Source organism: Shewanella aegiceratis (genome assembly GCF_019457495.1).
GTDB classification, from domain to species: domain Bacteria; phylum Pseudomonadota; class Gammaproteobacteria; order Enterobacterales; family Shewanellaceae; genus Shewanella; species Shewanella loihica.
In genome coordinates this window covers 3,871,983-3,897,591 of sequence record NZ_CP080416.1, presented here as the reverse complement: position 1 = coordinate 3,897,591, position 25,609 = coordinate 3,871,983, and the positions used below count along the sequence as shown (strand labels likewise).

The following is a 25,609-nucleotide window of genomic DNA, read 5'->3' as shown; positions in this document are numbered from 1 at the left end:
GGGGCTCGTAAGTATTATTTGCTTATGTTGATATTGGGTCGCGTGCTGGCATTGTCTTGTCATCGCTCACTCGTCTGATGCTCTGACTCTTGGGCTTGGCCCTTAGTCTGATCTCGAAAAGCGCTAGCTGGTGAGGCACTAGCTGTTGACGCATTAGCAAGTGAGAAGCTGAGTCACATGGGTAAAATACCCGGCTCTCATCTAGATGACTGAAAGTGGAGCGGATTTTCCCATTCCTATGGCTTCTTGGCTGTGAGCTTGATCACTCGAGATGCTTTTTGTTTTTAGCGGGAGCCTGGTCAGGCGGTATGGGAAAGACTTGCATGTCGGGGCTGGGTCTAAGGTACAATCTGGCTGCAGCAAATATCGTTGATGAGCCGAGAATGAACAAGATCCATGTACAGATGACCAAGGATGGTTCCCACACCCTGATGAGCAGCCTGTTTGACGACAGTTATCATGCCCATAACGGCGCCATTAGCGAGTCTGAACATGTCTATATTCAGTCGGGTTTTGCCGATCTGGATCCCAGCTTCGAGCGGGTGAATATTCTCGAGTTGGGGTTTGGCTCGGGCATGAACGCCATGCTGACGCTAAAGCGGGTGCTGGGCAGCGATGGTAAGCCGGATAGGCTCATAAGGCCGATCCGTTTCGTGACGGTAGAGGCCTATCCTGTTCCTAGCGAGGTGATCGCTCAGCTGAACTACAAGGAGCATCTGCCGGCCGCGCTGCATGATCTGTTCGATCGCCTGCATAGCGCGCCCTGGGGCGAGGATGTCACCCTGTTTCCCGGCTTCGTGCTGCATAAGATCCACGCCACCTGGGATAGCCTGGCCTTGCCGGATGATTCCATCAACCTGGTGTTCTACGACGGCTTTGCGCCCAGCAAGCAGCCCGAGCTCTGGACCCAGGATAACTTCGATCGCCTCTTTCCTATGATGATGCCGGGCGGCATGCTGGTCAGCTACTGTGCCAACGGCCAGTTCAAGCGTAATCTGAAGGCCGCAGGTTTTAAGGTGAAGCCCCATCCGGGGGCCCTGGGTCGCCGGGAGATGACCCGCGCCTGGAAGCCTCAGCCGGGAAATGAAGAGTAAGCCGGGACAGGAAGAGTAAGCCAAAATCGTTAGGTGAGATCCGATTAAACTTGCCGGCTACCTCGAGCACTTTTTTGTTTGTAACAAGTCATTAACTGAACTTTCTTTTTCGCCGGGAATCGATAGATTAGAATCCAACTCGCTTCACATAGGGAAATGATCTGTGAAAATACCGGCAATTCGTGCCCTCGCCCCCTGGCTCACCGCCAGCCTGACTCTGCTCTGCTCCATGCAGGTCTTGGCCGATAAGGCGCCACTGGCCTTCGTCTCTCAAACCATAGATACCGGATTTAAGCTCACCCATCCGCTGGAGAGCCTCAACCTGGTGGGCGATGCCAACAAGGAGCTGCTAGCGATCGGTGTCGATGATCGCCAGACCAAATGGCTCGCCGTCTATGGCTTAGATGGCGAAAGCAGCCAGTATCGGCTGCTGCATAAGATGCCTCTGCCAGGCGATCTCTATCGATACGATGTCAGCGCTAAGCCAAAGCAGGGCAATTTACAGCAAGGCAATTTAAAGCAGGGCAAGCCACAGCAGGCAGATGCCCTGCAGTCTGCCTATTTCATGTCGCGCGCTCACCTCTCTGTGTTGACGGTTAGCGACCAGGGGCTGGCACTTCGAGAGCTGCTTGATGTGGCGCCGCTGGTGGTGAAGCCGCGCATTGAGTTTATTGCCCGCGGCGAGTTTGTGCAGGATCTCAACGGCGATGGCCGTGACGACTTTATCGTGGGCCAGTTTGAGCAGACCGAGCTCTTCCTCAGTCAGGGCGAAGGCTGGCAGACCCAGACCCTGGCGATTCAGCCCAAGGTGCTGCTCTATCGTGATGGCGCCCGCTACAGCGAGACCAAGCTCTATTTTGCCGACATGGATTTCGATGGTCACGACGACATCATCAAGGTGGGCGAGGGGGAGCTTGAGATCTATGCCCAGCATCAGGATGGCAAGTTCGAGAGCTACCCCAGATTCCAGCCCGTGAGTCAGGCGATCAGCGGCCTAGATTGGTGGGACAGACGTGATGCCTATGGCGAGGCGCTGGATCAGAGCGATCTCGTCTATCGCAAGGTCGAGGAGCTGCAGGATATCGATGGCGACGGCCTTGTGGATATGGTGGTGCGCTACACCAAGAGCTCAGGGGTGCTGGATCGGGTTAACGACTATGAGATCTATCTAGGGGTGAAGGGCGATAAGGGAGTGAGTTTTGCCAAGCAGCCCCAGAGCGTGATCCGCGGCGATGGTACCCTGACGGGCTTCGAGCTGGTGGATATCGACCTAGATGGTCGCAGCGAGGTGCTGGTGTCAGGGTTCGACATCGGCCTGTCGCAGATCATCGGCGCCCTGGTGTCGGGCAGTATAGATCAGGACGTGCACCTGTTTACCATGGACGATAAGCGGCGTTTCGCCGCTAGACCTAACGTGAGCAAGTCGGTGGAGCTGAGTTTCAGTCTGACCTCGGGCCAGAGCGGCGCGCCCGTGGTAAAGCTGGCGGATATCGATGGCGACAAGCGTCAGGATCTACTGCTGTCCGACGGCGACACAGAGCTGGATCTGTTTCTGGGTAGTGCCAAGGGCGCGCCCTTCGATCGCAAAGAAAGCCTCAAGCTTACCCTGCCTATCGATGGTGACATGCTCAGCAGCGAAGATCTTAATCTAGACGGTAAGGCGGATCTGCTTATCAAGTATGGCAGGCAGGATAAGGCCGAGTTGCAGAGCCAGTTTTTGGTGATCATGACCCAATAGCCCTTGGCTGTTTTGCCAGTTGTGTCGGTGACGGCAAGGTGGCTAGGACCTGGTGATACACTTTGTCGCAATTAAGCCGCGCTCGATTAGATGGTAATAACCCGCTCTGCTTCAGTGAGTTAGCTCTCACTAACACAAATCCCTCTCGAGGGGGCTAATTGGCTTAAGTTTTGTTTAATTTTTCATCGCTACCCTGAGGTCGAAGGTGACTCCTGGTCACCCAGAGACTAAGTGTAAGGGTTGTGTATGATAGGTTTTGGCAGCGCCAGCAGTTCTGCAGGAGCAGATGTCGCAGTAAATATCATCACCTACCTGGGAGCCGGATGCTTGTTGGTGGTGGTCATAGGGTTTGCAATTGCCCTGTTTCAGGAGTGGCAGATGGTGCGCCGCTTCGATGCCGAGAAGCAGAGGCAGAGATTCTTCGATAGCCTCTCCAATATTACCCCGCGTTCCCGTTAGCGGTTTACTATCCTAGCGCCTTTTCGCCGCGCTATCGATTCGCCGGTGGCCGAGCTTAGCACTCTACTTTAGAGATAACCTGGCTGCTTGAGCTTAAAAACTTGGTTGACCTTAAAAACTTAGCTGAGGTTAAAGCTAGTTGAGCGATAACCTGGCCTGTTCTGCGACCAGTGTCATGATTTCCCGATTCAGGCTGAGCTGCTGGCTCTGGCCTATCTCTTCCCGACCTAGCGCATTTAGCCGCGCATCTATCGCGCCCCGCTGTGGATGACCGCCTAGAGGGTGCGGGTAAGGCACTTCTTCATGGCTTGGTTCTCCGTCGAATTGAGGTTGCCAAAAGGCGTCAGTGTCATTGGTGTGCCATTGTGTCTTGAGTGAAAACAAGGGAAAGCCTCCTAGTGCGTGACCGCGCTAGGATAAGCGAAACTTATGCCAATTAGATGACAGGCGAAAAACTGGGTCTTGAGTGAGCGATTACTCGGCTCAGCGCCTATCTTGCACCATCAGGAGGCATGGGTTGATGCAGGAAAGTGCAACCTGGCGATGCAGCCCTTGTCGCAATTGCTGAGGCTAAAACGCCACTGATAACGCTGACACAGGGCCTCGACTATCTCCAGCCCTAAGCCATGGCCCTGGGGGCGAGTGTCGCTGCTGCTCATGCCGCGGCCCTGATCTTTCACCGAGATCCCCTCATCGTCGACGCTGATGGCGATACAGCCGCTGTCGCTGGCGTTGATGGCGTTATTGAGCAAGTTGATCAGTAACATGCGCAGTACCGCCTCGCTGGGGGCTATCTGCGGCGTGGCATCTAGGGTGAGGCCTAATTGGATCTGTTTCTGGCTCGCCAGCGGTTCGACCTCGGCAAGGATCTGCTTTAGCTCTTTCTCCTGTAGCGGCCTGAGGTCGGGTGAACTCAGCCCCTTCTCCTGTTTCACCAGGCTCAGCAGCGCGTCTATGATGTGCTGCATATTGCTTGCGGCCTTGGCGATACGGCTTCGCTGTCGTTGCATAAACTCTGGCTTGCCCTCCTGTTCCAGCAGACGGCTGGCGCCTTGAATAATGGTCAGCGGAGTTCTCAGTTCATGGCTGGCGTAGCGGGAGAAGGCTTGTTCCCGGCGGATCAGCTGGGCGATCTGCTGCTGATAATGGTTGAGGCTGGCGGTGAGGGCATGAAATTCCTGGGTGGCATCCTTGGAGACGCGAAAACTCTGGTCGCCCTCCGAGTCCTCGAGCTGCTCGCTGATGGCGCGAATGGGCGCGATAAGCCTGCGGGTGAGCAATGTGATGGCAAAGCCGAACAGGGCAAACAACATCAGGGTGACGGCCAGGATCACCAGGCTGATATTGTTCCATTCGTTACGGCTCAGCTCTACCTGCTCGGCATTCATCACCAGAATCAGGGGATGTGTCGCCTCGCCTTCGCCATATTGGCCGCGAAAGATGAAGATATCCTCCTTGAAGGTATCGTGCAGTTCATCGAGAAAACCGACGGGCAGATCGACAATGCCTTGATATTCATCGGGTAAGCTGGCTGCATCGTTATAGGCGACGATAGTGGTGCTCAACACCAGCGGCGACTCGGCGCCCTGCTCGAATGCCGCCTTAGCACTAGGCGCTATCTGCTCCAGACTGCGGCGGTTGAGCTCATCTTCGACCCAGTAGAGGATAAATATACTGAGCAGGTAGAGGATGGCGGCCACCAAGAGGGCGATCCCCCCGAAGTAGAAACTTAGCTTGCGAGTCAGACTCTTGGCGGTTTTTTGCACCTGTGGGGCCTCTATTGATTCACGTCTAACCGAAAGCCTATCTTAGGCACGGTGAGTATGATGGGGGTGTCGAAGGGTTTATCCACCTGATTTCTCAGCTGGTACATATGGCTGCGCAAGATGTCGCTGTTGGGCGGTTCTTCCCCCCACAGGTGCTGCACTATCTCCTCACGTTTTACCACGTTAGGCGCGCGGGAGATCAGCAGGTGGAGGATCTGATAGCAGCTTGGGGTCAGCTGTAGCTTCTTGCCATCACGATAGGCGGTGTGCTCGGCGATGTTGAGGGTGAGCGGCCCGCACTGCTGACAGCCCTGGGCGACGCGCCCGAGCTGACGCTTAATCAACGCCAGCAGGCGTACATGTAGCTCATCGAGATCGAAGGGTTTGGTCAGATAGTCGTCGGCGCCACTATGAAAGCCTTGCAGCAGATCTTGTTTGTCGTCCAGCGCCGTCAGCATCAATATGGGCACGCTGGAGCCCTGCTGACGTAGGGCCTTGGCCACGGCGTAGCCGTCCATCTTGGGCAGCATGAGATCCAGCACTATGGCGTCGAAGTGCCCTTCGGTGGCGAGGCGCAGGCCGAGCTCGCCATTGCTGGCATAATCCACCTGAGCTCCTTGGGATTCGAGATAGTCCCCCAGGACACCGGCGACATCGGCATTATCTTCTATGATGAGTATTTGAGTATTTTGCATGACAGTTCTCTGGCCGGATGACTCTACCTATCCTAGCGTGAAAAAGATGTCGATAACATTGAAATTCAAGCGCATCCGATTGAGCTTTGAGATGCGCCTAGGTGTCAATGCAGCAGGAACAGGGTCGCCAGGCCGAGGAAGGCGAACAGGCCGATCACATCAGTGACCGTGGTCAGCACCATGCCACCGGCCAGTGCGGGATCGACATTGAATTTCTTCAGCAGCAGTGGGATACAGGCGCCGGCCAGACCGGCCACCGTCATGTTGATCAGCATGGCGCCGCCGATCAGTCCGCCCAGGGCAATGTCGCCCTTCCACAGCCAGACGGCGGCAAATACCAGCATGGACCAGAGCAGGCCGTTGAGAAAGCCGATGGCCAGTTCCTTACCGATCAGCCAGCGGGAGTTACTCTGGCCTATCTGCCCCAGGGCGATACCGCGGATCACCAGCGCCAGGGTCTGGTTGCCGGCGACGCCACCCATGCTGGGGACTATGGTCATCAAGATGGCGATGGTGGCAAACTGCTCCAGGGTGTTCTCGAACATGTTGCTGACCGAGGCGGCCAGCAGGGCGGCAAACAGGTTGATGGTCAGCCAGAGGGAGCGCCTCAGGGTACTCTTGACCACTGGGCCGAAGGTATCTGTGTCGTCGTCCATCCCCGCCATCCCCATCATGGAGTGTTCGGCATCTTCACGGATCACGTCGACGATATCATCGATGGTGATACGCCCCAGCAGACGGTTGGTCTCCTCTTCGACCACGGGGGCCGAGACCCAGTCGTGACGCTCGAACAGCTGGGCGACTTCGCCGTCATCCATACCCACGGGGATCCCTTCGAGATCGTCGTTCATGATCTCCCGCACCGAGGCATTGGGGTCGCAGGTCAGCAGGTCGGTAATGCGCACACCGCCCAGCAGGCTGTCGCGCTTATCCACCACATAGAGGGTATCGGTGGCATCGGGCAGCTCGCCGCGGATCCTCAGGTAACGCAGGATCACGTCTATGGTGACATCGGGGCGCACGGTGACAGTATCCGTGTTCATGATACTGCCGGCAGTGTCTTCCGGGTAGGAAAGGGCTTGCTCCACCCTGGCTCTGTCTTGCGCCGTCATCGACTGCAACACCTGATTGAAGACGCTGTCGGGCAGACTACGCAGTATGTAGGCCAGATCGTCCGTGTCCATGCCTTCGGCTGCCTTGGCGACGCGCTCGGGGCTCATCTGGGTGATCAGGGTATCTTTGAGTTCTTCGCCCAGCTCGTCGAGGATCTCCCCCGTGTGCTGTTGATCGATTAGCTGCCAGAGCACCTGACGGGTGCGCGGCGGCGAAGATTCCAGGATAAAGGCGATATCAGAGGCGGCCATGTCGTGCAGCATGCTGCGCACATGGACAAACATGCCGCTGCCTAAGGCTTGAGTGAGCTGATTAAGGCGTTGATCTGTGGTTTCACTATCTAACACTTCGATCGGCATAGCTCCTCCTTTGGCAGTTGATTGAACGGCTTGGGTGGTAGGCTTGTAAGTCTATGATAAGTATAGGACGAAATTAAGCGGGCACCGCAAAGCGAGCCGATTATACGGCCTCATCGAATTTGGCGTCAATAAGGGCGCTGATGGCATCTAAGGCCGCCTGGGCATCTTTGCCTTCGCTGGTGATGGTGATGGTTTTACCCATGCCGGTTTCGAGCATCAGGAGGCCGAGTACACTGGCGGCGGAGGCCTGTTTATCGCCCTGGATCAGGGTGACCTCGGCGTCAAACTTAGCGGCGAGCACCGCCAGCTTGGTCGCCGCTCTGGCGTGCAGGCCCAACTTGTTGCAGATGGTCAGCTCGCGAGCCAACTTAGTCATGCTTTAGTTCTCTGTGGCGCGCCTGAACCTTATGCTTGCCCTTGTTGAACAGCTTGGCGAGCTGGTCGGTCACATAGACAGATCTGTGTTGGCCGCCGGTGCAGCCGATGGCGATGGTGAGGTAGCTGCGGTTGTTGCGCTCCAGGTGAGGCAACCAGGTTTCCAGCAGGTTTTCGATCTGCCAGATGAACTTGTTGACCAGTGGCTGCTGACTCAGAAACTGCTGCACTGGCTCATCCAGGCCGGTCAGAGGCCTTAGCTCAGGTTCCCAATGGGGATTGGGCAGGAAGCGCACGTCGAACATGAAGTCGGCTTCGGTCGGCATGCCATATTTAAAGCCGAAGGACTCGAAGTTGATCACCAGCTCCTTGTCGACCGTGCCCAGCAGGATCTCGCGCACCTTGTCGCTCAACTCATAGATGTTGAGGTTAGAGGTGTCGATATAGTGATCCACGAGTTTGGCGATGGGGTCGAGCAACTTGCCCTCGAGCTGAATTGCCTCCTTGAGGGAGACCTTAGAGCGTGACAGCGGGTGTAGTCTGCGGGTCTCGCTATAGCGCTTGAGCAGCACATTGTCGCTGGAGTTCAGGAAGAAACTTAAGATTTCGGTATCTTTGGGGAGCTTGGCCAGCTGTTTTTCCAGCTGGATCTCTTCGCTGGGCATGTTGCGCACATCGACGCTGATGGCCACGAGATCGCTGCGTCCCTTGAGCTGCTCCAGCAGGGACTCCATCATCTGCAAGGGCAGATTGTCGACACAGTAGTAGCCTAGATCTTCTAGGACCCTGAGTGCGACGGATTTTCCCGATCCTGAGCGTCCGGATACCAAAACCAATTTCATTGGGTGATCACCTGATAGAGTTCGGATTCATCTTGTGTCTTTCTTAGCTGCTTCATGATCGCCTTATCATTGAGCTTCTCGGCCATAGCGGCCAGGGTGCTAAGATGTTGCTCGCATTGATCTGCGGGCACCAATAACGCAAAAAGGATATCGACGGGCTGATTGTCAATGGCATCGAATGCGATTGGTTCAGCACATTTCACCAGTACGGCCACGGGTTGATCTATGTTAGTCAGCCGTCCGTGAGGAATCGCGATACCATTGCCTATACCTGTGCTGCCCATTTTCTCTCGAGCCAGAAGGCTTTCAAATATTTCTTGAGAGGAGAGGGTGGGGTACTGGACAGCGGCTAAGTCGCTGATAAGCTCCAGTACCTTTTTCTTACTGCCCGGAGTGGCGCAGGTGGTGCACTCCGGCCGCAGGATGGTACTCAGTTCCATCGTTAATGTTTAGTAAGCTTCTCTTTGTGTTTAATGACCTGACGATCGAGTTTGTCAATCAGGGAGTCTATCGCGGCATACATGTCCGCATGTTCGGATGTTGCGAACACTTCTCCGCCACGGAGATGTAACTTTGCCTCAACCTTCTGTTGCAACTTTTCGACATTTAATACAACGTGCACATTATTGATCTGATCGAAATGACGTTCAAGCTTTGTGAATTTCTCTTCGATGTAGCTTCGTAGAGATTGGGTGATCTCGATATGGTGCCCAGTCAGGTTTATTTGCATAAAGATAGTCCTCCAGTTTCCAGGTTTGTTTTATAAGCTCTTGCGCTGATTCGAGGGCGGTATAAGCATTGCCTCGCGATACTTGGCAATGGTGCGTCTAGCCACCTTAATACCCTGTTCGGCCAAGAGTTGAGCCATCTTGCTGTCGCTCAATGGCTTTTTCTGGTTTTCCGCAGCAACCAGCTTCTTAATGAAGGCACGTATTGCTGTTGAAGAGCACTCTCCGCCATCGTCGGTACCGACGTGACTGGAGAAGAAGTATTTAAGCTCGAAGATCCCTCTCGGGGTATGCATATATTTTTGCGTGGTCACACGCGAGATGGTGGATTCATGCATCTCCACCGCCTCGGCGATGTCGTTAAGTACCATGGGCTTCATCGCCTCTTCGCCAAATTCGAAGAAACCTTGCTGGAAGTCGACGATACAGTTGGTCACCTTGAGCAGGGTCTCGTTGCGACTCTCCAGGCTCTTGAGGAACCATTTGGCTTCCTGCAGGTGACCGCGAATAAACTGGCCATCCGCCTGACTCTTAGTGCTGCGGGCCATGGCGGCATACTGTTGGTTGACGTTGATCTTGGGCATGCTGTCTGGGTTGAGCTCGACTACCCAGCGTCCCTTCTTCTTGGTGACGGTCACATCCGGGATCACGTACTCGTCGCGGCTGGCGGTGATGGCGAGGCCGGGACGGGGATTCAGGGTCTGGATCAGGGCTATGGCATCCCTCAGCTCATCTTCCTTGAGCTTGGTTTTGCGCATCAGCAGACGGAAGTCGCGTCCGGCGATGAGATCCAGGTGCTCCTTGATCAGCATGCGGGCGTTGGCGATGTGCGGCGTGTCGTCGCTGTATTGGGCTAGCTGAATCGTCAGACATTCGCTGAGGTCGCGGGCCGCCACACCAATAGGGTCGAAGTGTTGTACCCGTTTGAGCACCGCCTCGACCTCGTCTAGTTCGATCTCTGGGTCGCCCATGGCCTCGAGAATATCTTCGCAGGTCTGGGTCAGGTAACCGCGCTCGTCGATGGCGTCGATGATGGCGGTGGCGATGGCCAGGTCGTTATCGGAAAAAGGGGTCAGGTTCTTCTGCCATTCCAGGTGTTCATACAGACCTTCGCTGGTCTCGCCCTGAAAAGGCATGTCGTCGTCGCGCATGGCGCCCGAGCTTGAGTTTGGCGAGGCAGTGTAGACCTCATCCCAGGTGGTATCCACCGGCAGCTCGTCTGGCATTGAGTCTTGAGTCAGGGCGTCTGAGGTCTCGACCCCTGAGTTATCCTGGCTCGAATCCAGCTCTATCTTGTCGTCGTACTTGTTGTCGAAGCTGTCGCTGACGCTATCGTCTTGCAGCTCGATGCTGGCGCTCTCCTGCTCTTCATCCAACTCCAGTAGCGGGTTGGATTCTAATGCCTGCTGGATCTCCTGCTGCAACTCTAATGACGACAACTGCAACAGACGTATGGCCTGTTGTAGCTGGGGCGTCATGGTGAGATGCTGACCCATTTTGAGCTGAAGTGACGCTTTCATCGTACTGCTATTCCCTTGTTTCTAATTATAAAATGAGAAAGCTCTGGCTATATGTGCCGGACAAATATATCGGATAGTGCCTAAGGCCACAATTAACGCATGGTATTTCCTCTGTGGCCCCATTATAAGATTAACTATAGCTTGAATTGTTCACCTAAGTACACTGCTCGTACTTGCTGGTTGTCTAAGATTTCGGCGGGTGTGCCCTCGGCGATCAGATTACCATGGCTGACGATATAGGCTTTCTCGCAGACGTCTAATGTTTCGCGCACGTTATGGTCGGTGATCAACACCCCCAGGCCGCGATTCTTAAGCTGCTCGATGATCTTCTTGATGTCGATGACCGAGATAGGATCGACACCGGCGAACGGCTCGTCGAGAAGAATAAACTTAGGGTTGGCAGCAAGCGCCCTGGCGATCTCCACCCGGCGACGTTCACCGCCCGAGAGCGCCATGCCGTGGCTGTCACGGATATGGGTGATGTGAAACTCTTCCAGCAGGTGTTCCAGCTCCTCTTCGCGGCCATCGTTATTAAGATCGCTGCGGGTCTGGAGCACGGCCATGATGTTGTCTCGCACCGAGAGCTTACGGAAGATGCTGGCTTCCTGGGGCAGGTAGCCTATGCCTTTGCGGGCGCGCAGGTGCATGGGGTCTAGCGTCAGGTCGTCATCGTCGATAAAGATGCGGCCCTTGTCGCTCTGTACCAGGCCGACGACCATGTAAAAGGTGGTGGTCTTGCCGGCGCCGTTTGGCCCCAGCAGGCCGACGATCTGCCCGGTCTTGACCGTGAGGCTCACGTCTTGGACAACGGCACGACTCTTATAGCTCTTGGCGAGGTTCTCCGCCTTCAAGATCAGGTCTGTCATTGTTTTTCCTGTTCTGGTTTCTTCTCGGGCTTCTGCTCTGGCTGGATCTGTTCCTGATAGTTTTCAGGCTGAATGATGGTGATCACTCTGTCTTTGCCTGTGCTCTCGGCGATCAGCTGTTGCTGCTCTATGTTGTAGCGGATCTGCGAACCCGTGACCTGGCTGCCTTCCTGTTCCAGGGTGGCGTCGCCGATCAGTGTCAGGGTGCGGCTGGAAAGCTCGTAACGTATCTCCTTGGCGCTGGCCGAGGCGGGACGGCCATCTTCCATCACCTGAGAGTAAGTGGCCGGGTTGCCGGTGGCGATCAGTATCTTGCCGCTGTTCTTCTCTTTGCTGAAGGCGCGTAGTTCACTGGCCAATATCTTGATTGAGCCTTGGGTGACCTCGACCGGACCGTGGAAGATGATCTGGTTGTTCTTAATGTCGGCTTCCTGGCTGGCGGCAGAGATCTTAACCTCTTGCAGCAGGTCGTTTACCTTGGCATGGGCGCCAATACTGACCAGGGGCAGCAGGCCCGCAAGAATAAGGCTATTTAGTTTCATATGTTCCTTCTACCTGACTCGTCAGTTTTATATTTTGGGCGTTGAGATCGGCATATAGGCCTTCCCCCGTGATGAGGAAATCACGCCCTGTGATCCGAATGCTTCTGTCGGATGTCATAATCATAGTATTGAGATCCAGCTCCAGATAGGTGGTCTCTATGGTCTGAATCGGTTCCTCTGGGCTAATGGCATCAATGATAACATTATTTTCCAGGGTGACCCGTCCGCTATTTTTGTCCAATGTGCCCTTGGTGGATCTCAGGCGCCACTGGGCATCGCCGTTGTCGGGGTAGACCAGATAGATGGGCTGGGTAAAGTAGGTCTGGTTGCGCTCGGCGTAGTGCTCCATGTGACTGGCCGATACCCGGCTGTTGATGCCACCCTCATCATTGTATTGCACGCTCTTGAGATCCCGAACTATGTAGTCGGGACGATCGACATTATCCAGGGCCAGATCTTCGCTGCCCTTTTTCGACTGAACCTGCCAATAGAGGATCAGTGCTGTGCCGAAGAAGGCGATGATCGCCAGCGTGACTCTGTTCATATGCTCATTCCGTGGGCTGAGGCAAACTTATCCTGGCTGAGCAGGATGAGATCCGTCAGTTCACGCAGCGCGCCGTGGCCGCCCTTGATATGGGTAACCATGTCGGCGTGTTGGCGCACAAAGGGATGACCGTCGGCCACGCACACAGACAGGCCCACCTTCTCCATTACGGGCAGATCCACCATGTCATCGCCGATATAGGCGACTTCCTCAGGCGTCACTTTATAGTGGTTAAGCAGCTCCTGATAAGGCTCGAGCTTGTTGTCGACGCCCTGGTAGATGTGGGTGATACCCAGGGCCGTCATGCGATCTTCCACTATCTGCGACTTACGCCCAGTGATGATGGCCACCGGAATATCGCTGGTTAGTAGCGAGCGTACGCCATAGCCGTCGCGGGTATGGAAGGTCTTGAGTTCGTCGCCCGAGTTGCTCATATAGACCAGACCGTCGGAGAAGACGCCGTCGACGTCGCAGATTAACAGTTTGATCTGTTTAGCCTTCTGCCAGACTACGTCGGTTATCGGGCCATAAAAACCTTGATGTGCCATGTTAGATCACCCCCGCCTTGACCATGTCCAGCATGTTGAGTGCACCAATCGGCTTCTGCTGCTCGTCGGTGACGATCAGGCCGTTGATCTCTTTCTCGTCCATCACCTTGAGGGCCTGGGCGGCTAAGATGCCTTCGCTGACGGTGACGCAGCCATGGGTCATCACCTCTGAGATGGAGGTCTTGCGCAGGTTGATCTCGGCGTCGATCACCCGGCGCAGATCGCCGTCGGTGAAGATGCCGACCAGCAGGCCCTGGCTGTTGACTACGCCAGTCATGCCCAGCCCCTTCTTGGAGATCTCATACAGGGCCTCAGTGATACAGATATCTTCGGCCACCAGAGGCAAGTCATCACCCTTGTGCATCACGTCGCTCACCTTGAGCAGCAGCTTGCGTCCCAGGCTACCGCCGGGGTGGGAGAGGGCAAAATCATCTTTGGTGAAGCCTCTGGCCTGCAGCAGGGCCACCGCCAGGGCATCGCCCATGACGAGCGTCGCCGTGGTGCTCGAAGTCGGCGCAAGCCCGAGCGGGCAGGCCTCTTCCGGTACCTCGATACACAGATGGACCACAGAATGCTTGGCCATGTTGGATTCGGGTTTGCCCGTCACCGCGATGACAGGCAATCCCATACGCTTGATAACAGGCATCAGGGTTAAAATTTCGCTGGCCTCACCCGAGTTGGAGATGGCGAGCACGATATCGTTCTCGCTAAGCACGCCCAGGTCGCCATGGCTGGCCTCGCCGGGATGGACGAAGAAGGCTGGGGTGCCTGTGCTGGCCAGGGTGGCCGAGATCTTGTTGCCTATGTGGCCGGACTTGCCCATGCCCATGACGATCACCTTGCCGGTGCAGGCGAGGATCAGTTGGCAGGCCTTGGCAAATTCACTCGAGTCGACATATTGATACAGGTTGTCCAGCGCATTGCGCTCGGTATCGATAACCTTGCGTCCCCATTGACGTAATTGATCTGCATCTACCATCTTGTTCTCTCTATTTTGTCGGCCTAAACGTTATTAGGATAGGAAAAGCGTGACTTGGTACGCGATAAAAGTCGCTAATAACACACCGCCATGCCAGGGGCGTAGTTGGCGGGCCTTGCCGGTTAATAAAATCAGTATGGCCAGGGCAACGCTGGTTGCCATCACCATGTAAAAGTCGCGACTGCTGGCGGCGGCATCTACCGCGCCTGGGGCGATAAGGGCAGGCAGCGCCAAAACCGCAAGAATGTTAAACAGGTTAGAGCCGACCACGTTACCTATGGCAAGGTCGTCCTCTTTCTTCAGCACGCCGGCCACACAGGCCGCCAGTTCAGGCAGGCTGGTACCGACGGCGATAATGGTCAGGCCTATGACTAAGTCTGACATATGGAAGGCCTTGGCGATACCCACGGCGCCCTGCACCATCCAGTCGGCAGACAGGGGCAGCAGCACTAGGCCTATCACCAGCCAGAGGATCGCCTTAGGCGTAGGCACATCTTTAGGCACCTCGCTCTCGGCCTCGTCGATCAGCGGATCCTTCTCCTTGTTGACGATCGCATGCCAGATCAGATACCCCATGAGGGCGAAGAAGAGTGCCATCAGCACCAAGCCCTCGACGCGGGTCAGCTGGCCATCGTGAAGGAAATAGCCCGCCATCGCCGTGGCGCCTAACATCATAGGGATTTCCCGCTTGAGTGTCTGTGAGCTTACCGAGATTGCGCCTAACAGAGCGGTGATCCCCAGGATCAGCGTGATGTTGGCGACGTTAGAGCCCAGCACATTCCCTATGGCCGTGTCTGTCATACCCTCGAGGGAGGCGGTGGCTGCCACAAACATTTCCGGGGCCGAGCTGCCCATGGCGACTATGGTGAGGCCAATTAACATGGGCGGCAGGCCGAGATTACGGGCGAATGCCGCGGCGCCGAAGACAAATTTGTCGGCACTCCAGACAAGAGCACCCAAACCAGCAATCAGTAAGAAAATATTAAATAGCATTGAAAATCTTTTTGTTTAAGAGTCTGCCGCGCATTTTCGCTGGAATTGAACAAAATTGAAAGTATTGCGCAAAGATAGTGTCGATTCAGTTGTGCACAATCCGTCAATTTCGTACAATTTGTCTCTTTTCCTGCCGCCTAACCATGGAACGCATTAGGTCCCGTTATGAGTCATCAATCGTTAAGTCATGACAGCCAAGCCAAGGGTGAGACTAAGCCAATGGAACAAGCGCCGATGGAACACGTGCAGCCATTGGTGGAGATCAGTCATCTGGGTTTCAGTCGTGGCACCCATGTTATCTATGACGACGTCAGCCTCACCATCCCCAGAGGGAAGGTGACCGCCATCATGGGACCCAGCGGCATAGGCAAGACGACCCTACTCAAGCTGATCGGTGGTCAGCTGCGGCCGGACTCTGGGGTCATCAAGGTCGATGGCATAGACGTGCATAAATGCAATCGCAGCGAGCTGTTTGCCCTGCGCAAACGCATGAGCATGCTGTTTCAGAGCGGTGCCCTGTTTACCGACATGAATGTGTTCGACAACGTGGCTTTTGCCCTGCGGGAACACTCGGAATTGCCAGAGGCGATTATTTGCCGCATCGTGCTGATGAAGCTCGAAGCAGTGGGGCTAAGAGGCGCGGCGCAGATGATGCCGAGCGAGCTCTCCGGCGGCATGCAGCGACGAGCGGCCCTGGCCCGCGCCATCGCCCTGGAGCCAGAGTTGGTGCTCTACGATGAACCCTTCGCCGGACAGGACCCCATCTCCATGGGGGTGCTGGTGAAGCTGATCCGTGAGCTGAGTGATGCGCTGAGCCTCACCTCTGTGGTGGTGTCCCACGACGTGCAAGAGGTGCTGGGGATAGCCGACTATGTCTATGTGCTCGCCGACAAGAAGGTGATCGCCCACGGCACGCCAGCCGAGCTGAAGGCGGCCGACAATCCTAAGTTGAAACAGTTTATCGGCGGCGAGCCCGACGGGCCCGTGCCGTTTCATTTTCCCGCCCAGGATTACCAGAAGGAGATGTTAGGTGAGCGTGATTGATCAAATCGCCCGCTTAGGTCGTGGTGCGATCGATAGCGTCACCGGCCTGGGACGCGCCGGACTCATGTTGTGGGGCGCCATCGCCAAGATGCCCAGGGTGCGCAAGGGCACGCCTCTGCTGATCAAGCAGCTGTACGTGATTGGCGTGCAGTCCATGGTGATCATCCTGGTCTCCGGCCTCTTCATCGGCATGGTGCTGGCGTTGCAGGGCTATAATATTTTGGTGGGTTTCGGCACAGAAGACAGCTTGGGGCCCATGGTGGCGCTCAGTCTGCTGCGTGAACTGGGGCCAGTGGTGACCGCGCTGCTGTTTGCCGGACGCGCCGGCTCGGCGCTCACCGCCGAGATAGGTTTGATGAAGAGCACCGAGCAGCTCTCCAGCCTGGAGATGATGGCTATCGATCCCCTGCGTCAGGTGATCGCGCCGCGCTTCTGGGCCGGGGTGATCAGCCTGCCGCTTCTGGCGCTGATGTTTACCGCCGTGGGCATCTATGGCGGCCATCTGGTCGGGGTGGAATGGAAGGGGATCGACAGCGGCAGCTTCTGGTCTATCCTGCAGGCCTCGGTAGAGTGGCGTCAGGACATAGTGAACTGTCTGATCAAGAGCCTGGTGTTCGCCGTAGTGGTGACCTGGATAGCCCTGTATCGCGGCTACCATGTGATCCCCAATCCCGAGGGGATCAGCCGGGCGACCACCCAAACCGTGGTGCAGTCCAGCCTGGCGGTGTTGGCGCTGGACTTCCTGTTGACGGCCATGATGTTTGGCCGCTGATTAAATTTTGTTTATGGATAAACCTATATATTTGCCGTCGTGGTATGTATAGAACTGAGTGGTAATTGAGTATGTTGACTCGAAAAATTGAACTATTAGTTGGCTTGTTTATTCTGTCGGGCCTGATGGCCTTTCTGGTATTGGTGTTCAACGTGGCCAATGTCGAGGTGAAGCCTGGCCAGAGCCACTACACCCTGTATGCCAAGTTCACCAACATAGGCGGCCTCAAGGTGCGCTCACCGGTCAAGGTGGGTGGCGTGGTGGTTGGCAGGGTGACGAACATCAGCCTGGATCCTGAGGAACTGGTGGCCGTGGTCGAGCTGGCCATGGACAATCAATACGATCAGTTTCCCGAGACCAGTAGCCTGTCGATCCTCACCTCGGGTCTGCTGGGCGAGCAGTTCTTGGGACTGACGCCAGGATTTGTGATGGACGATATCGGCATGCTCAAAGATGGCGATCGTATCGACGACACTCACTCGGCCTTAGTGCTCGAAGATCTCATCGGCCAGTTCTTATACAGTATGAAGTCTAAAGAAAATTAATAGGGACGAATATGAAACAGTTGTTGAAAGTACTCTTCTCCTCCATGGTATTGCTGATCGGCGGTGCGGTTAGCGCCGAGGAGATCTCGGTCAATACCAAGGACCCCTATGCCATGGTGGAGTCCGTGGCCAACAAGACTTTTGCCCGTTTTCATCAGGATATTGCCACAATTCAGGCCAATCCCGACCATCTTAAGGTGATAGTCTCTGACGAGTTGATGCCTTATATCGATTATAAGTATGCGTCTTATAAGGTGATGGGGCCCTACCTGCGTCAGAGTACGCCGGATCAGCGCGAGCGTTTCGCCGAGGCCTTTAAGACTTATCTGATTGCCACTTATGCCCAGGCCTTCACCGAGTATACCGACCAGCAGGTGGAGTTTGCCCCGGCTAAGGGGTTCGACGGTGAGAAGATGGTGGATGTCAACGTGCAGATCATCGAGCAGGGACGTCCGCCCATCAAGCTTATCTTCAGGGTGCGTCGCTTGAAGGACGATACCTGGAAGGCGTTCGATCTAGTAGCCGAGGGGGTGAGCCTGCTCTCCTCTAAGAGCGCGGAGATCACTAACCTGATCCGCCAAAATGGCATAGATGCGGTAATAAAAGAGCTGGAGACCCACACAGATAACCATATCAGCTTGGTTAACAAGGGGACTAAGCTATAATGCTGAGCTTTAACCAGGCGGCGAGTCACTGCCAGGTCAGCGGTGAGCTGTCTCAGGCGGCGGTGGTGGAGCTCTGGCCTAAGCTGGAGACGCTACTCAATGGTGCCTGTGACCGACTGGATCTTGCCGGCGTATCCTATAGCGACAGCGCCGGTGTCGCCCTGCTGCTGCATCTGGTGGCAGAGCAGCAGAAGAAGGGTCAGTCGTTGGTGCTCTGCAATCCGCCGACGCAACTGCAAAAGTTAATAGATTTATATGATTTACAAGACTTCTTCACCGAAGAAGCCAAATAAAAGGGTTATCCGTTTATGGAATGTAATGAGATTGAACAGCTGCTTACCCAAGCGCTGACACTGGATGAAGTACACGTGAGCCAGGATGGGACACACTATAAGATTGTTGCCGTCGGTGAGTGTTTCGACGGTGTGAGCCGCGTGAAGCAACAGCAGATGATCTACGGCCCTTTGATGGAACATGTGACCAGTGGGGCGCTGCATGCCATCACTATCAACGCCTTTACCCCTACGCAGTGGAAGCGTGAAAAAATCTTCAACATGTAAGGCTAGAGACTCATAGTGGATAAATTAACAATTCAGGCCAGTGGTGCACTGGCCGGTGACGTGGTGATTTCAGGCGCCAAGAACGCCGCCCTGCCGATCCTGATGGCCGGTGTACTGGCCGAGACAGACTTTGTGGTCAGCAATGTGCCTAACCTGAGGGACGTCAACACCAGCTGCGAGCTGCTGCGCTGTCTTGGTGCCGAGGTCAGCCGTAGCGACGAGGGTAAGATCACCATCTCTACCACCCATCTCAACGAGTTCTGCGCGCCCTATGAGCTGGTGAAGACCATGCGTGCCTCTATCTTGATCTTGGGGCCCTTGCTGGCCCGTTACGGCACCGCCGACGTCTCTCTGCCCGGTGGCTGCGCCATCGGCGCCCGCCCGGTTAACCTGCACCTGCATGGTCTGGAGCAGATGGGGGCTAAGATAGAGGTGAAAGAGGGCTATATCAAGGCCCGCGTCGATGGTCGTCTCAAGGGCGCCCATATCTTCATGGACATGATCAGCGTCGGCGCAACAGAGAACCTACTGATGGCGGCGGCCCTGGCCGATGGCGAGACGGTGATCGAGAACGCGGCCCGTGAGCCAGAAGTTATCGATCTCGCCAACTGCCTCAACGCCATGGGCGCCAAGATCAGCGGTGCCGGTAGCGATACCATTCGCATCCAGGGTGTCGAGTCGCTAAGTGGCTGCGAATATCGCGTGATGCCAGACCGTATCGAGACAGGTAGCTTCCTGGTGGCCGCGGCGGTAACCAAGGGCAAGATACGTTGTGTCGATGCCGATCCTAAGACCCTTGAGGCCGTGCTCGCCAAGCTCGAAGATGCCGGCGCCAGCATCACCACGGGCGAAGATTGGATCGAGCTGGATATGCAGGGGCAACGCCCCAAGGCGGTCAACATCAAGACCATGCCATATCCGGGTTTCCCGACAGACATGCAGGCGCAGTTCTGTGTACTCAACGCCCTGGCGGAAGGTACGGCGACCATTACAGAGACCATCTTCGAGAACCGTTTCATGCATGTGCCCGAGCTTATCCGTATGGGCGCCAACATGGAGCTGGAAGGCAACACCTGTATCATCAAGGGTTGTGAGCTGCTTAACGGCGCTCAGGTGATGGCGACGGATCTGCGCGCCTCGGCGAGCCTGGTGATCGCCGGCCTGGTGGCCGATGGGGTGACCACGGTCGATCGTATCTATCACCTCGACAGAGGCTACGAGCATATCGAAGAGAAGTTTAAGGGGCTGGGCGGCGAAGTCGTGCGGGTCAGCTAAGCCTAGCTTCATCTTACAAAGCCACCTTAGGGTGGCTTTTTTGTGCCAGATGCATGGATGACGCAATTGGTCACAAAATAATGCAGGTAATTTACATAGGCTAAGCTTATGATTGGTGGGTAGGCCAATTTGAATATGCTAAGGAGAGTATATGGCACATGGCAAAAGGATGGCGTTATTAGTAGGGCTGTTGATCGGCGCCCTGATCTGTTATGGCGTGGGCATGCACCTGGGGGCCTTGAGCCTGCTGGTGGTCGGCGCGCTGCTCGAATGTGGTTTTTGGTTGCGGCTATTTAAGAGCCCAAGCTAAGGGCTTAAGCAAGTACCTAGAGATCACGAGAGAATAGATAAAAGAAAAGCCAGCGATTGCTGGCTTTTTTGTCTGCGGGCTTGAGTCGCTATTCTTCAGAACTCGTTATTCCGTACCCAGGTTTTCCCCTATGGTGACAGGTACCTCATAGTACTTGCCGCTGCGGATAATGGTCATGGTCACCTGGGTGCCAGGTGGCGTCTCGGCAATCCTATCCATCAGCATCTCGACGCCGGGAACGGTCTCGTCGTTAAACTTAGTGATCACGTCTCTGGGTCTCAGCTTGGCTTGGGCGGCCGGCCCCTGATGATCTACGCCAGTGACCATGACACCGGTCAGATCCGGCAGGTTAAGGATCTGCGCCATCACAGGGTTGATCGCCTCGCCTGTGATGCCTAGTGCACCACGTATCACCCGGCCATCTTTGATCAGCTTACCCATAATGCTGTGGGCCAGCTTGATGGGGATGGCGAAGTTAATCCCATGGCCACCACCTTCGCCACCAATCTGGAAGGCGGCGGTGTTGATGCCGATCAGGCGGCCGCTGGTGTCGATAAGCGCGCCGCCCGAGTTGCCCGCGTTGATGGCGGCATCTGTCTGCAGGAAGTCCAGATAACCCGAGCTCAGGCCGTTACGCCCCGTGGCGCTGATGATGCCTTGGGTGATGGTTTGCCCCAGGTTATAGGGGTTGCCGATGGCCAGTACTACGTCGCCGACTTGGGCGGGGACGTCTAAGTTGATAGGCACCACGGGCAGGGTATCGCCCTCTATTTTAAGTACCGCCAGGTCGGTGACAGAGTCTGAACCCACCACCTCTGAGGTAAACTTGCGGCCATCTTGCAGGGCGACCACTATCTCGTCCGCCTTCTTGACCACGTGATAGTTGGTGAGTATGTAGCCCTCTTTGCTCATGATCACGCCTGAACCTAGGCCTTGCAGGGAGCCCGAATTAAGCGGGCGGCTCTGATCTATGCTCAGACTATAGATGTTGACCACTGCGGGTGCCGCGCGGCGCACCGCCTGAGAGAAGGAGAGTTCTATCCCGTTTTGTCCCCGGCTCTGGAAGAAGTTACCGTGATTGGCAGTGCCTGTTATCCATGGGGTGATGACCAGAAAGACGGCGGCCATGATGAGGCCGAATAAAACTGCTTTCGCGATGTAAATTACCGTGTCTTTAAGCGTCATGATTTAAGGTGTTATGGGATAAGTAGCGTTAGATTAACATGTTTATTTATAGGGCACTATTGGCCTAAGTGCATAAGCAGGAAATAAAAGAGGCCACAACGTGGGTAGGTGAACCCTGTCATGGCCTCTAGTGCGCCTTATCTCAGAACCAGATAGAGGCTGTTGTCACCGCGCAGCAGTTTCAGGGCCACGGCGCCGTGTTGCTCCTTAAGTTCAGCCTTGAGCTCCTTAAGATCTTCGATACGGGTACGGTTGACCCCGACTATGATATCGCCCTTAAGCAGGCCACTGGCCGCCGCCGGAGAACCTTGGGCGATCTCGGTGATCTCGACACCCTTCTTGTTGTTCTCCAGGGTGGCACCCGCCAGCATTGGATGTACGGCGCCCGCCGCGGTTTCTGTCTGCTGGCTCGCCTCGCCTAATACTGCGGTGACCGTCTTCTCATCGCCGTCGCGGATCAGGCCGAGTTTCACCTTGGCGCCGGCGCCCATGGTACCTATCTTGGCTCTCAGCTCCTGGAAGGACTTGATCGGCTTATCGTTGACGCTGACTATGATATCGCCGGCCTTGATGCCCGCCTTGTCGGCGGCGCTGTCTGGCATCACCTCGTTGACGAAGCCGCCGTGCTGCGAATCCAAGCCGAAGCCCTGAGCCAGCTCGCTATCTAAGTCACGACCACTGACCCCCAGCACGCCGCGGCGCACCTCGCCGTGTTCGATCAGCTGATCCACCAGGTTGTTGACCATGTTGGCGGGGATCGCGAAGCCGATACCCACGTTGCCGCCGCCCGGGGCGACGATGGCGGTGTTGATACCAATAAGCTCTCCGTTGAGATTTACCAAGGCGCCGCCCGAGTTACCGCTGTTGATGGCCGCGTCAGTCTGAATGAAGTTCTCCAGCATCTCGATACCTAGGCCGCTGCGGCCCATGGCGCTGACGATACCCGAGGTGACCGTCTGGCCTAAACCGAATGGGTTACCGATAGCCACGGCAAAGTCGCCGACCTTGAGCTCATCCGAGTCGGCGCGCTTGAGGGCCACCAGGTTCTTGGCTTCAATCTGAAGCAGGGCCACGTCTGACTCGGCATCGGTACCGATAAGTTTGGCCTCGATCTCACGACCATCGTGCAGGCCAATCAAGATCTCGTCGGCGCCTTCGATCACATGGTTGTTGGTGACGATATAGCCTTTCTTAGCATCTATGATGACGCCAGAACCCAGCCCCTTGAAGGGACGTTCCTGCACCTGCTCTCTCGGGGCATTAGGGCCGAAGAAGTAGCGGAAGGCGTCGGGCAGACGCTGCTTAGAAACATGGGTACCAGAGACGGCGACGGCAACCACGGCTGGGGTGGTTTTCTCCAGCATGGGGGCCAGGCTGGGCAGCGCTTGCCCGTCGACGGCCAGTGGAATGGCGGCTTGAGAAACGGCAGGCATAACCATCAGGCTCGCGCCGAGCAGTGCGGCGGAAAGTAGTGATAATTTCGTTTTCATCTATTCATGACTCCAATGTTGCAATTATGAACTTATGACTCTGTAGATATAAGGCTACTCGGACGTAAATCAAGTGATTAAATAATGCTGTGTTACTCAATCCGACTATCGCCTTCTCGATAAAGTTCAGGTGATTAACAAAGGTTAATTTTTCGTTAGTCTTCATCGACTAGCGAGCGATAAAGCCCTGGTCGTCCCATTAAGGCTTGTCTGTGCCAGCTTAGGTTTTAGCTTGGCCCACATATACCCTGAGATCGATTGTCGTGATACCATTTGGCGGTTGAATTAAGGATAGAAGAGAATAATTTCAGTGTCGCATCTCACCCCCTGGCAGCATTATCAAGCCGATCTACAACGTGATGACTTTTCCTATGACCCAGCTCAGGAGCAGGCGGTCAAGGCCCTGCAACGTGTCTATGATGAGTTGCTCTCGGCGCAGCAAAAGCCCTCGGGGATGGCGAAACTATTGGGTTTCCTGACTAAGCCAGCGCCTCAGGTGCAGGGCCTGTACCTCTGGGGCGGGGTAGGGCGCGGCAAGACCTATCTGATGGACACCTTCTATGATGCCCTGCCGGGCGAGCGTAAGCTCAGGGCGCACTTTCACCGCTTCATGCATCAGATCCATCTGGATCTCGACGGCCTTAAGGGACAACGAGATCCCCTGTTGGTGATCGCCAAGCGGATGGCCGAGCGTTATCAGGTGATCTGTTTCGACGAGTTTTTCGTCTCCGACATCACAGACGCCATGTTGCTGGGCACCCTGTTTCAGGCGCTATTTGCCGAAGGTGTGGCCCTGGTCGCCACCTCAAACATCATTCCTGATGAGCTCTATCGTAACGGCCTACAGCGGGCACGCTTCCTGCCGGCGATTGCGCTGATCAACAAACACTGCCAGGTGCTGAATGTCGACAGCGGCATAGATTATCGTCTGCGCACCCTGGAGCAGGCGGAGATCTATCATTATCCGCTGGATTCTCAGGCCGATAAAAACCTGCTGAGTTATTTCCAGCAGCTGGCGCCCGAGTCAGAGGTCTCCCGTGAGGCGATAGATGTCGATGGCCGCGAGATCGCCATACGTCAACAGGCCCAAGGCGTGTTGCTGATCGATTTTCGTGACTTGTGCGACGGCCCTCGCAGTCAGCGCGACTATATGGAGCTGGCCTGTCTCTATCACACCGTACTACTTAGCGGTGTCGAGCAGATGGGTAGCCAGAGCACGGGAGATGACATCGCCCGCCGTTTCCTGGCTATGGTGGATGAGTTCTACGAGCGCCATGTGAAGCTGATCATCTCGGCCGAGGTAGCACTGGAGGAGATCTACACCCAGGGGCTGCTGAGTTTCGAATTCAGACGCTGCCGCTCGCGCCTGACCGAGATGCAGTCTCACGATTATCTGGCACTAGAACACCTGCCATAGGGCGAGTTTCAACCGATAAAGGGCGCTTTTTGCCCTTTCGCCGCCAAATCGATCCTAAGCTGAGTAAATCATTTAAATTAGCTGAAAAAATTAGGTGATTTTTAACTCAGCTTTGTCTATAATTCGCGACCTGCCCTCGTTACTCCGCCAAAACGGCGGAAGTTGTAAAGCCTTATTCTTTGCTCGAAGGGGCGGAGAATGGCATTTTTTGTGTTGTTATTTATTAAAAAATAATGGCATTTGAGACAGAATTTAAACATTGGGTTTTTGTAAATGAAGACTACATATACTGCTACACCAGAAACAGTGACGCGCGAATGGTTCGTTGTTGACGCTGAAGGTAAAACTTTAGGTCGTATCGCGACTGAAATCGCTCGTCGTCTACGTGGCAAGCATAAGGCAGAATACACTCCTCACGTTGATACTGGCGATTACATCATCGTTATCAATGCTGAGAAAGTAACTGTAACTGGTAACAAAGCAGCAGCTAAGACTTACTACTCTCATTCTGGTTTCCCAGGTGGTATCAAGCAGATTACTTTCGATAAGCTGCAAGATCATAAGCCAGAAATGATTATCGAGAAAGCAGTAAAAGGTATGTTGCCAAAAGGTCCTCTAGGACGTGCCATGTACCGTAAACTGAAAGTTTACGCTGGCGCAGAGCACAACCACGCTGCACAACAACCACAAGTTCTTGATATCTAATCCGGGAGTAAGCTAATGTCTGCAACTCAGTACTACGGCACTGGCCGTCGCAAAACATCTACTGCTCGCGTATTCGCTAAAGTAGGTAGTGGTAACATCGTCGTGAACCAACGTCCACTTGACGAATATTTTGGTCGTGAGACTGCTCGTATGGTTGTTCGTCAACCTCTAGAGCTAGTTGAAATGACTGAAAAGCTAGACATCTATGTAACTGTTAAGGGCGGTGGTATCACTGGCCAAGCAGGTGCAATCCGTCACGGTATCACTCGTGCCCTGATGGAGCTTGATGAAGCTCTACGTCCATCTCTACGTGCCGCTGGTTTCGTTACCCGTGATGCTCGTAAAGTTGAGCGTAAGAAAGTCGGTCTACGTAAAGCACGTCGTAAGCCACAATTCTCAAAGCGTTAATATTACGCTGCGAAGATTGGAAAAACCCAGCCTTGTGCTGGGTTTTTTTATGGCTGTTTTCTGCTATTTTTA

General features: G+C 55.1%; 31 protein-coding genes. 14 read left to right on the top strand and 17 right to left on the bottom strand.

Going from position 1 to position 25,609, the window contains the following annotated elements; all coding sequences use genetic code 11:
* Positions 1 to 383: 383 nt before the first annotated feature.
* The 3 genes from mnmC2 to K0H80_RS16925 all read left to right on the top strand — a co-directional run bounded on the left by mnmC2 (position 384) and on the right by K0H80_RS16925 (position 3,291).
* Positions 384 to 1,094 carry a tRNA (5-methylaminomethyl-2-thiouridine)(34)-methyltransferase MnmC2 gene (mnmC2, locus tag K0H80_RS16935; protein WP_220072347.1) on the top strand — a complete coding sequence of 237 codons (711 nt, stop codon included), beginning with the start codon at positions 384 to 386 and terminating at the stop codon, positions 1,092 to 1,094.
* A 163-nt stretch (positions 1,095 to 1,257) separates the two neighbouring features.
* Positions 1,258 to 2,832 (top strand): FG-GAP repeat domain-containing protein, encoded by a 1,575-nt coding sequence (locus K0H80_RS16930; protein ID WP_220072346.1) that lies wholly within the window; start codon positions 1,258 to 1,260, stop codon positions 2,830 to 2,832.
* Between the two features lie 246 nt (positions 2,833 to 3,078).
* Positions 3,079 to 3,291: an intracellular growth attenuator family protein gene (locus K0H80_RS16925; protein ID WP_144202689.1), complete on the top strand. Its 213-nt coding sequence runs from the start codon at positions 3,079 to 3,081 to the stop codon at positions 3,289 to 3,291.
* Positions 3,292 to 3,426: 135 nt separating this feature from the next.
* Here K0H80_RS16925 and K0H80_RS16920 read toward each other — a convergent pair whose 3' ends face one another.
* From K0H80_RS16920 to K0H80_RS16850, 15 genes are all read right to left on the bottom strand, one after another.
* Positions 3,427 to 3,675, bottom strand: coding sequence for a hypothetical protein (locus K0H80_RS16920; RefSeq protein WP_220043413.1), 249 nt, complete (start codon positions 3,673 to 3,675; stop codon positions 3,427 to 3,429).
* A gap of 119 nt (positions 3,676 to 3,794) precedes the next feature.
* Positions 3,795 to 5,057, bottom strand: a complete 1,263-nt coding sequence (locus tag K0H80_RS16915; RefSeq protein ID WP_220043412.1) for a sensor histidine kinase — start codon at positions 5,055 to 5,057, stop codon at positions 3,795 to 3,797.
* Between the two features lie 11 nt (positions 5,058 to 5,068).
* Positions 5,069 to 5,752, bottom strand: coding sequence for a response regulator transcription factor (locus K0H80_RS16910; RefSeq protein ID WP_011867113.1), 684 nt, complete (start codon positions 5,750 to 5,752; stop codon positions 5,069 to 5,071).
* 104 nt (positions 5,753 to 5,856) lie between these two features.
* Positions 5,857 to 7,224 carry a magnesium transporter gene (gene mgtE, locus K0H80_RS16905; protein ID WP_220043411.1) on the bottom strand — a complete coding sequence of 456 codons (1,368 nt, stop codon included), beginning with the start codon at positions 7,222 to 7,224 and terminating at the stop codon, positions 5,857 to 5,859.
* 100 nt (positions 7,225 to 7,324) lie between these two features.
* Positions 7,325 to 7,600 carry an HPr family phosphocarrier protein gene (locus K0H80_RS16900; RefSeq protein WP_011867111.1) on the bottom strand — a complete coding sequence of 92 codons (276 nt, stop codon included), beginning with the start codon at positions 7,598 to 7,600 and terminating at the stop codon, positions 7,325 to 7,327.
* Positions 7,593 to 8,441: an RNase adapter RapZ gene (gene rapZ / locus K0H80_RS16895; RefSeq protein ID WP_144202698.1), complete on the bottom strand. Its 849-nt coding sequence runs from the start codon at positions 8,439 to 8,441 to the stop codon at positions 7,593 to 7,595. Before rapZ ends, K0H80_RS16900 begins: the two co-directional genes overlap by 8 nt.
* Positions 8,438 to 8,881, bottom strand: a complete 444-nt coding sequence (ptsN, locus tag K0H80_RS16890) for a PTS IIA-like nitrogen regulatory protein PtsN (protein WP_011867109.1) — start codon at positions 8,879 to 8,881, stop codon at positions 8,438 to 8,440. Before ptsN ends, rapZ begins: the two co-directional genes overlap by 4 nt.
* 2 nt (positions 8,882 to 8,883) lie before the next feature.
* Entirely contained in the window at positions 8,884 to 9,171 is a 288-nt protein-coding gene (gene hpf, locus K0H80_RS16885) for a ribosome hibernation promoting factor (protein WP_011867108.1), read from the bottom strand.
* A 30-nt stretch (positions 9,172 to 9,201) separates the two neighbouring features.
* On the bottom strand, positions 9,202 to 10,689 hold the full coding sequence (locus K0H80_RS16880) for an RNA polymerase factor sigma-54 (RefSeq protein WP_220043409.1): 1,488 nt from the start codon (positions 10,687 to 10,689) through the stop codon (positions 9,202 to 9,204).
* A 134-nt stretch (positions 10,690 to 10,823) separates the two neighbouring features.
* Entirely contained in the window at positions 10,824 to 11,555 is a 732-nt protein-coding gene (lptB, locus tag K0H80_RS16875) for an LPS export ABC transporter ATP-binding protein (RefSeq protein WP_011867106.1), read from the bottom strand.
* On the bottom strand, positions 11,552 to 12,097 hold the full coding sequence (lptA, locus tag K0H80_RS16870; RefSeq protein ID WP_144202702.1) for a lipopolysaccharide transport periplasmic protein LptA: 546 nt from the start codon (positions 12,095 to 12,097) through the stop codon (positions 11,552 to 11,554). The genes lptB and lptA overlap by 4 nt, the downstream gene beginning before the upstream one ends.
* Positions 12,084 to 12,641 carry an LPS export ABC transporter periplasmic protein LptC gene (gene lptC / locus K0H80_RS16865; protein ID WP_220072345.1) on the bottom strand — a complete coding sequence of 186 codons (558 nt, stop codon included), beginning with the start codon at positions 12,639 to 12,641 and terminating at the stop codon, positions 12,084 to 12,086. The genes lptA and lptC overlap by 14 nt, the downstream gene beginning before the upstream one ends.
* Positions 12,638 to 13,189: a 3-deoxy-manno-octulosonate-8-phosphatase KdsC gene (gene kdsC / locus K0H80_RS16860; protein WP_220072344.1), complete on the bottom strand. Its 552-nt coding sequence runs from the start codon at positions 13,187 to 13,189 to the stop codon at positions 12,638 to 12,640. Before kdsC ends, lptC begins: the two co-directional genes overlap by 4 nt.
* 1 nt (position 13,190) lies before the next feature.
* The gene (locus tag K0H80_RS16855; RefSeq protein WP_220043407.1) at positions 13,191 to 14,168 is read right to left on the bottom strand and encodes a KpsF/GutQ family sugar-phosphate isomerase; all 978 of its coding nucleotides are present in this window, start codon (positions 14,166 to 14,168) and stop codon (positions 13,191 to 13,193) included.
* A gap of 33 nt (positions 14,169 to 14,201) precedes the next feature.
* On the bottom strand, positions 14,202 to 15,161 hold the full coding sequence (locus K0H80_RS16850; RefSeq protein WP_220072343.1) for a calcium/sodium antiporter: 960 nt from the start codon (positions 15,159 to 15,161) through the stop codon (positions 14,202 to 14,204).
* Between the two features lie 234 nt (positions 15,162 to 15,395).
* Here K0H80_RS16850 and K0H80_RS16845 point away from each other — a divergent pair, with 234 nt between their 5' ends.
* From K0H80_RS16845 to K0H80_RS16810, 8 genes are all read left to right on the top strand, one after another.
* Positions 15,396 to 16,205: an ATP-binding cassette domain-containing protein gene (locus tag K0H80_RS16845; protein WP_220074017.1), complete on the top strand. Its 810-nt coding sequence runs from the start codon at positions 15,396 to 15,398 to the stop codon at positions 16,203 to 16,205.
* Complete coding sequence (gene mlaE / locus K0H80_RS16840) at positions 16,192 to 16,977, top strand: lipid asymmetry maintenance ABC transporter permease subunit MlaE (RefSeq protein ID WP_144202706.1); 786 nt, start codon at positions 16,192 to 16,194, stop codon at positions 16,975 to 16,977. Before K0H80_RS16845 ends, mlaE begins: the two co-directional genes overlap by 14 nt.
* A 71-nt stretch (positions 16,978 to 17,048) precedes the next feature.
* A complete protein-coding gene (gene mlaD, locus K0H80_RS16835; RefSeq protein WP_011867098.1) occupies positions 17,049 to 17,522 on the top strand; it encodes an outer membrane lipid asymmetry maintenance protein MlaD in 474 nt (157 codons plus the stop codon).
* Positions 17,523 to 17,533: 11 nt separating this feature from the next.
* Positions 17,534 to 18,187: an MlaC/ttg2D family ABC transporter substrate-binding protein gene (locus tag K0H80_RS16830; RefSeq protein WP_220072342.1), complete on the top strand. Its 654-nt coding sequence runs from the start codon at positions 17,534 to 17,536 to the stop codon at positions 18,185 to 18,187.
* A complete protein-coding gene (locus tag K0H80_RS16825) occupies positions 18,187 to 18,480 on the top strand; it encodes an STAS domain-containing protein (RefSeq protein WP_220072341.1) in 294 nt (97 codons plus the stop codon). The genes K0H80_RS16830 and K0H80_RS16825 overlap by 1 nt, the downstream gene beginning before the upstream one ends.
* Positions 18,481 to 18,495: 15 nt before the next feature.
* The gene (locus K0H80_RS16820) at positions 18,496 to 18,747 is read left to right on the top strand and encodes a BolA family protein (protein ID WP_220072340.1); all 252 of its coding nucleotides are present in this window, start codon (positions 18,496 to 18,498) and stop codon (positions 18,745 to 18,747) included.
* A 15-nt stretch (positions 18,748 to 18,762) separates the two neighbouring features.
* Positions 18,763 to 20,022 carry a UDP-N-acetylglucosamine 1-carboxyvinyltransferase gene (gene murA, locus K0H80_RS16815; protein WP_220072339.1) on the top strand — a complete coding sequence of 420 codons (1,260 nt, stop codon included), beginning with the start codon at positions 18,763 to 18,765 and terminating at the stop codon, positions 20,020 to 20,022.
* 169 nt (positions 20,023 to 20,191) lie between these two features.
* Positions 20,192 to 20,332: a hypothetical protein gene (locus tag K0H80_RS16810; RefSeq protein WP_220074044.1), complete on the top strand. Its 141-nt coding sequence runs from the start codon at positions 20,192 to 20,194 to the stop codon at positions 20,330 to 20,332.
* A 105-nt stretch (positions 20,333 to 20,437) separates the two neighbouring features.
* On the opposite strand, the gene degS is transcribed toward K0H80_RS16810, so the two are convergent.
* Both degS and degQ read right to left on the bottom strand, forming a co-directional pair.
* Complete coding sequence (gene degS / locus K0H80_RS16805; RefSeq protein ID WP_220072338.1) at positions 20,438 to 21,517, bottom strand: outer membrane-stress sensor serine endopeptidase DegS; 1,080 nt, start codon at positions 21,515 to 21,517, stop codon at positions 20,438 to 20,440.
* 137 nt (positions 21,518 to 21,654) lie between these two features.
* Positions 21,655 to 23,007 (bottom strand): Do family serine endopeptidase DegQ, encoded by a 1,353-nt coding sequence (gene degQ / locus K0H80_RS16800; protein ID WP_144202716.1) that lies wholly within the window; start codon positions 23,005 to 23,007, stop codon positions 21,655 to 21,657.
* Between the two features lie 310 nt (positions 23,008 to 23,317).
* Here degQ and zapE point away from each other — a divergent pair, with 310 nt between their 5' ends.
* From zapE to rpsI, 3 genes are all read left to right on the top strand, one after another.
* Complete coding sequence (zapE, locus tag K0H80_RS16795) at positions 23,318 to 24,424, top strand: cell division protein ZapE (RefSeq protein WP_220072337.1); 1,107 nt, start codon at positions 23,318 to 23,320, stop codon at positions 24,422 to 24,424.
* Between the two features lie 273 nt (positions 24,425 to 24,697).
* The gene (gene rplM, locus K0H80_RS16790) at positions 24,698 to 25,129 is read left to right on the top strand and encodes a 50S ribosomal protein L13 (RefSeq protein ID WP_011867090.1); all 432 of its coding nucleotides are present in this window, start codon (positions 24,698 to 24,700) and stop codon (positions 25,127 to 25,129) included.
* A gap of 15 nt (positions 25,130 to 25,144) precedes the next feature.
* The gene (rpsI, locus tag K0H80_RS16785; protein ID WP_011867089.1) at positions 25,145 to 25,537 is read left to right on the top strand and encodes a 30S ribosomal protein S9; all 393 of its coding nucleotides are present in this window, start codon (positions 25,145 to 25,147) and stop codon (positions 25,535 to 25,537) included.
* Positions 25,538 to 25,609: the final 72 nt, after the last annotated feature.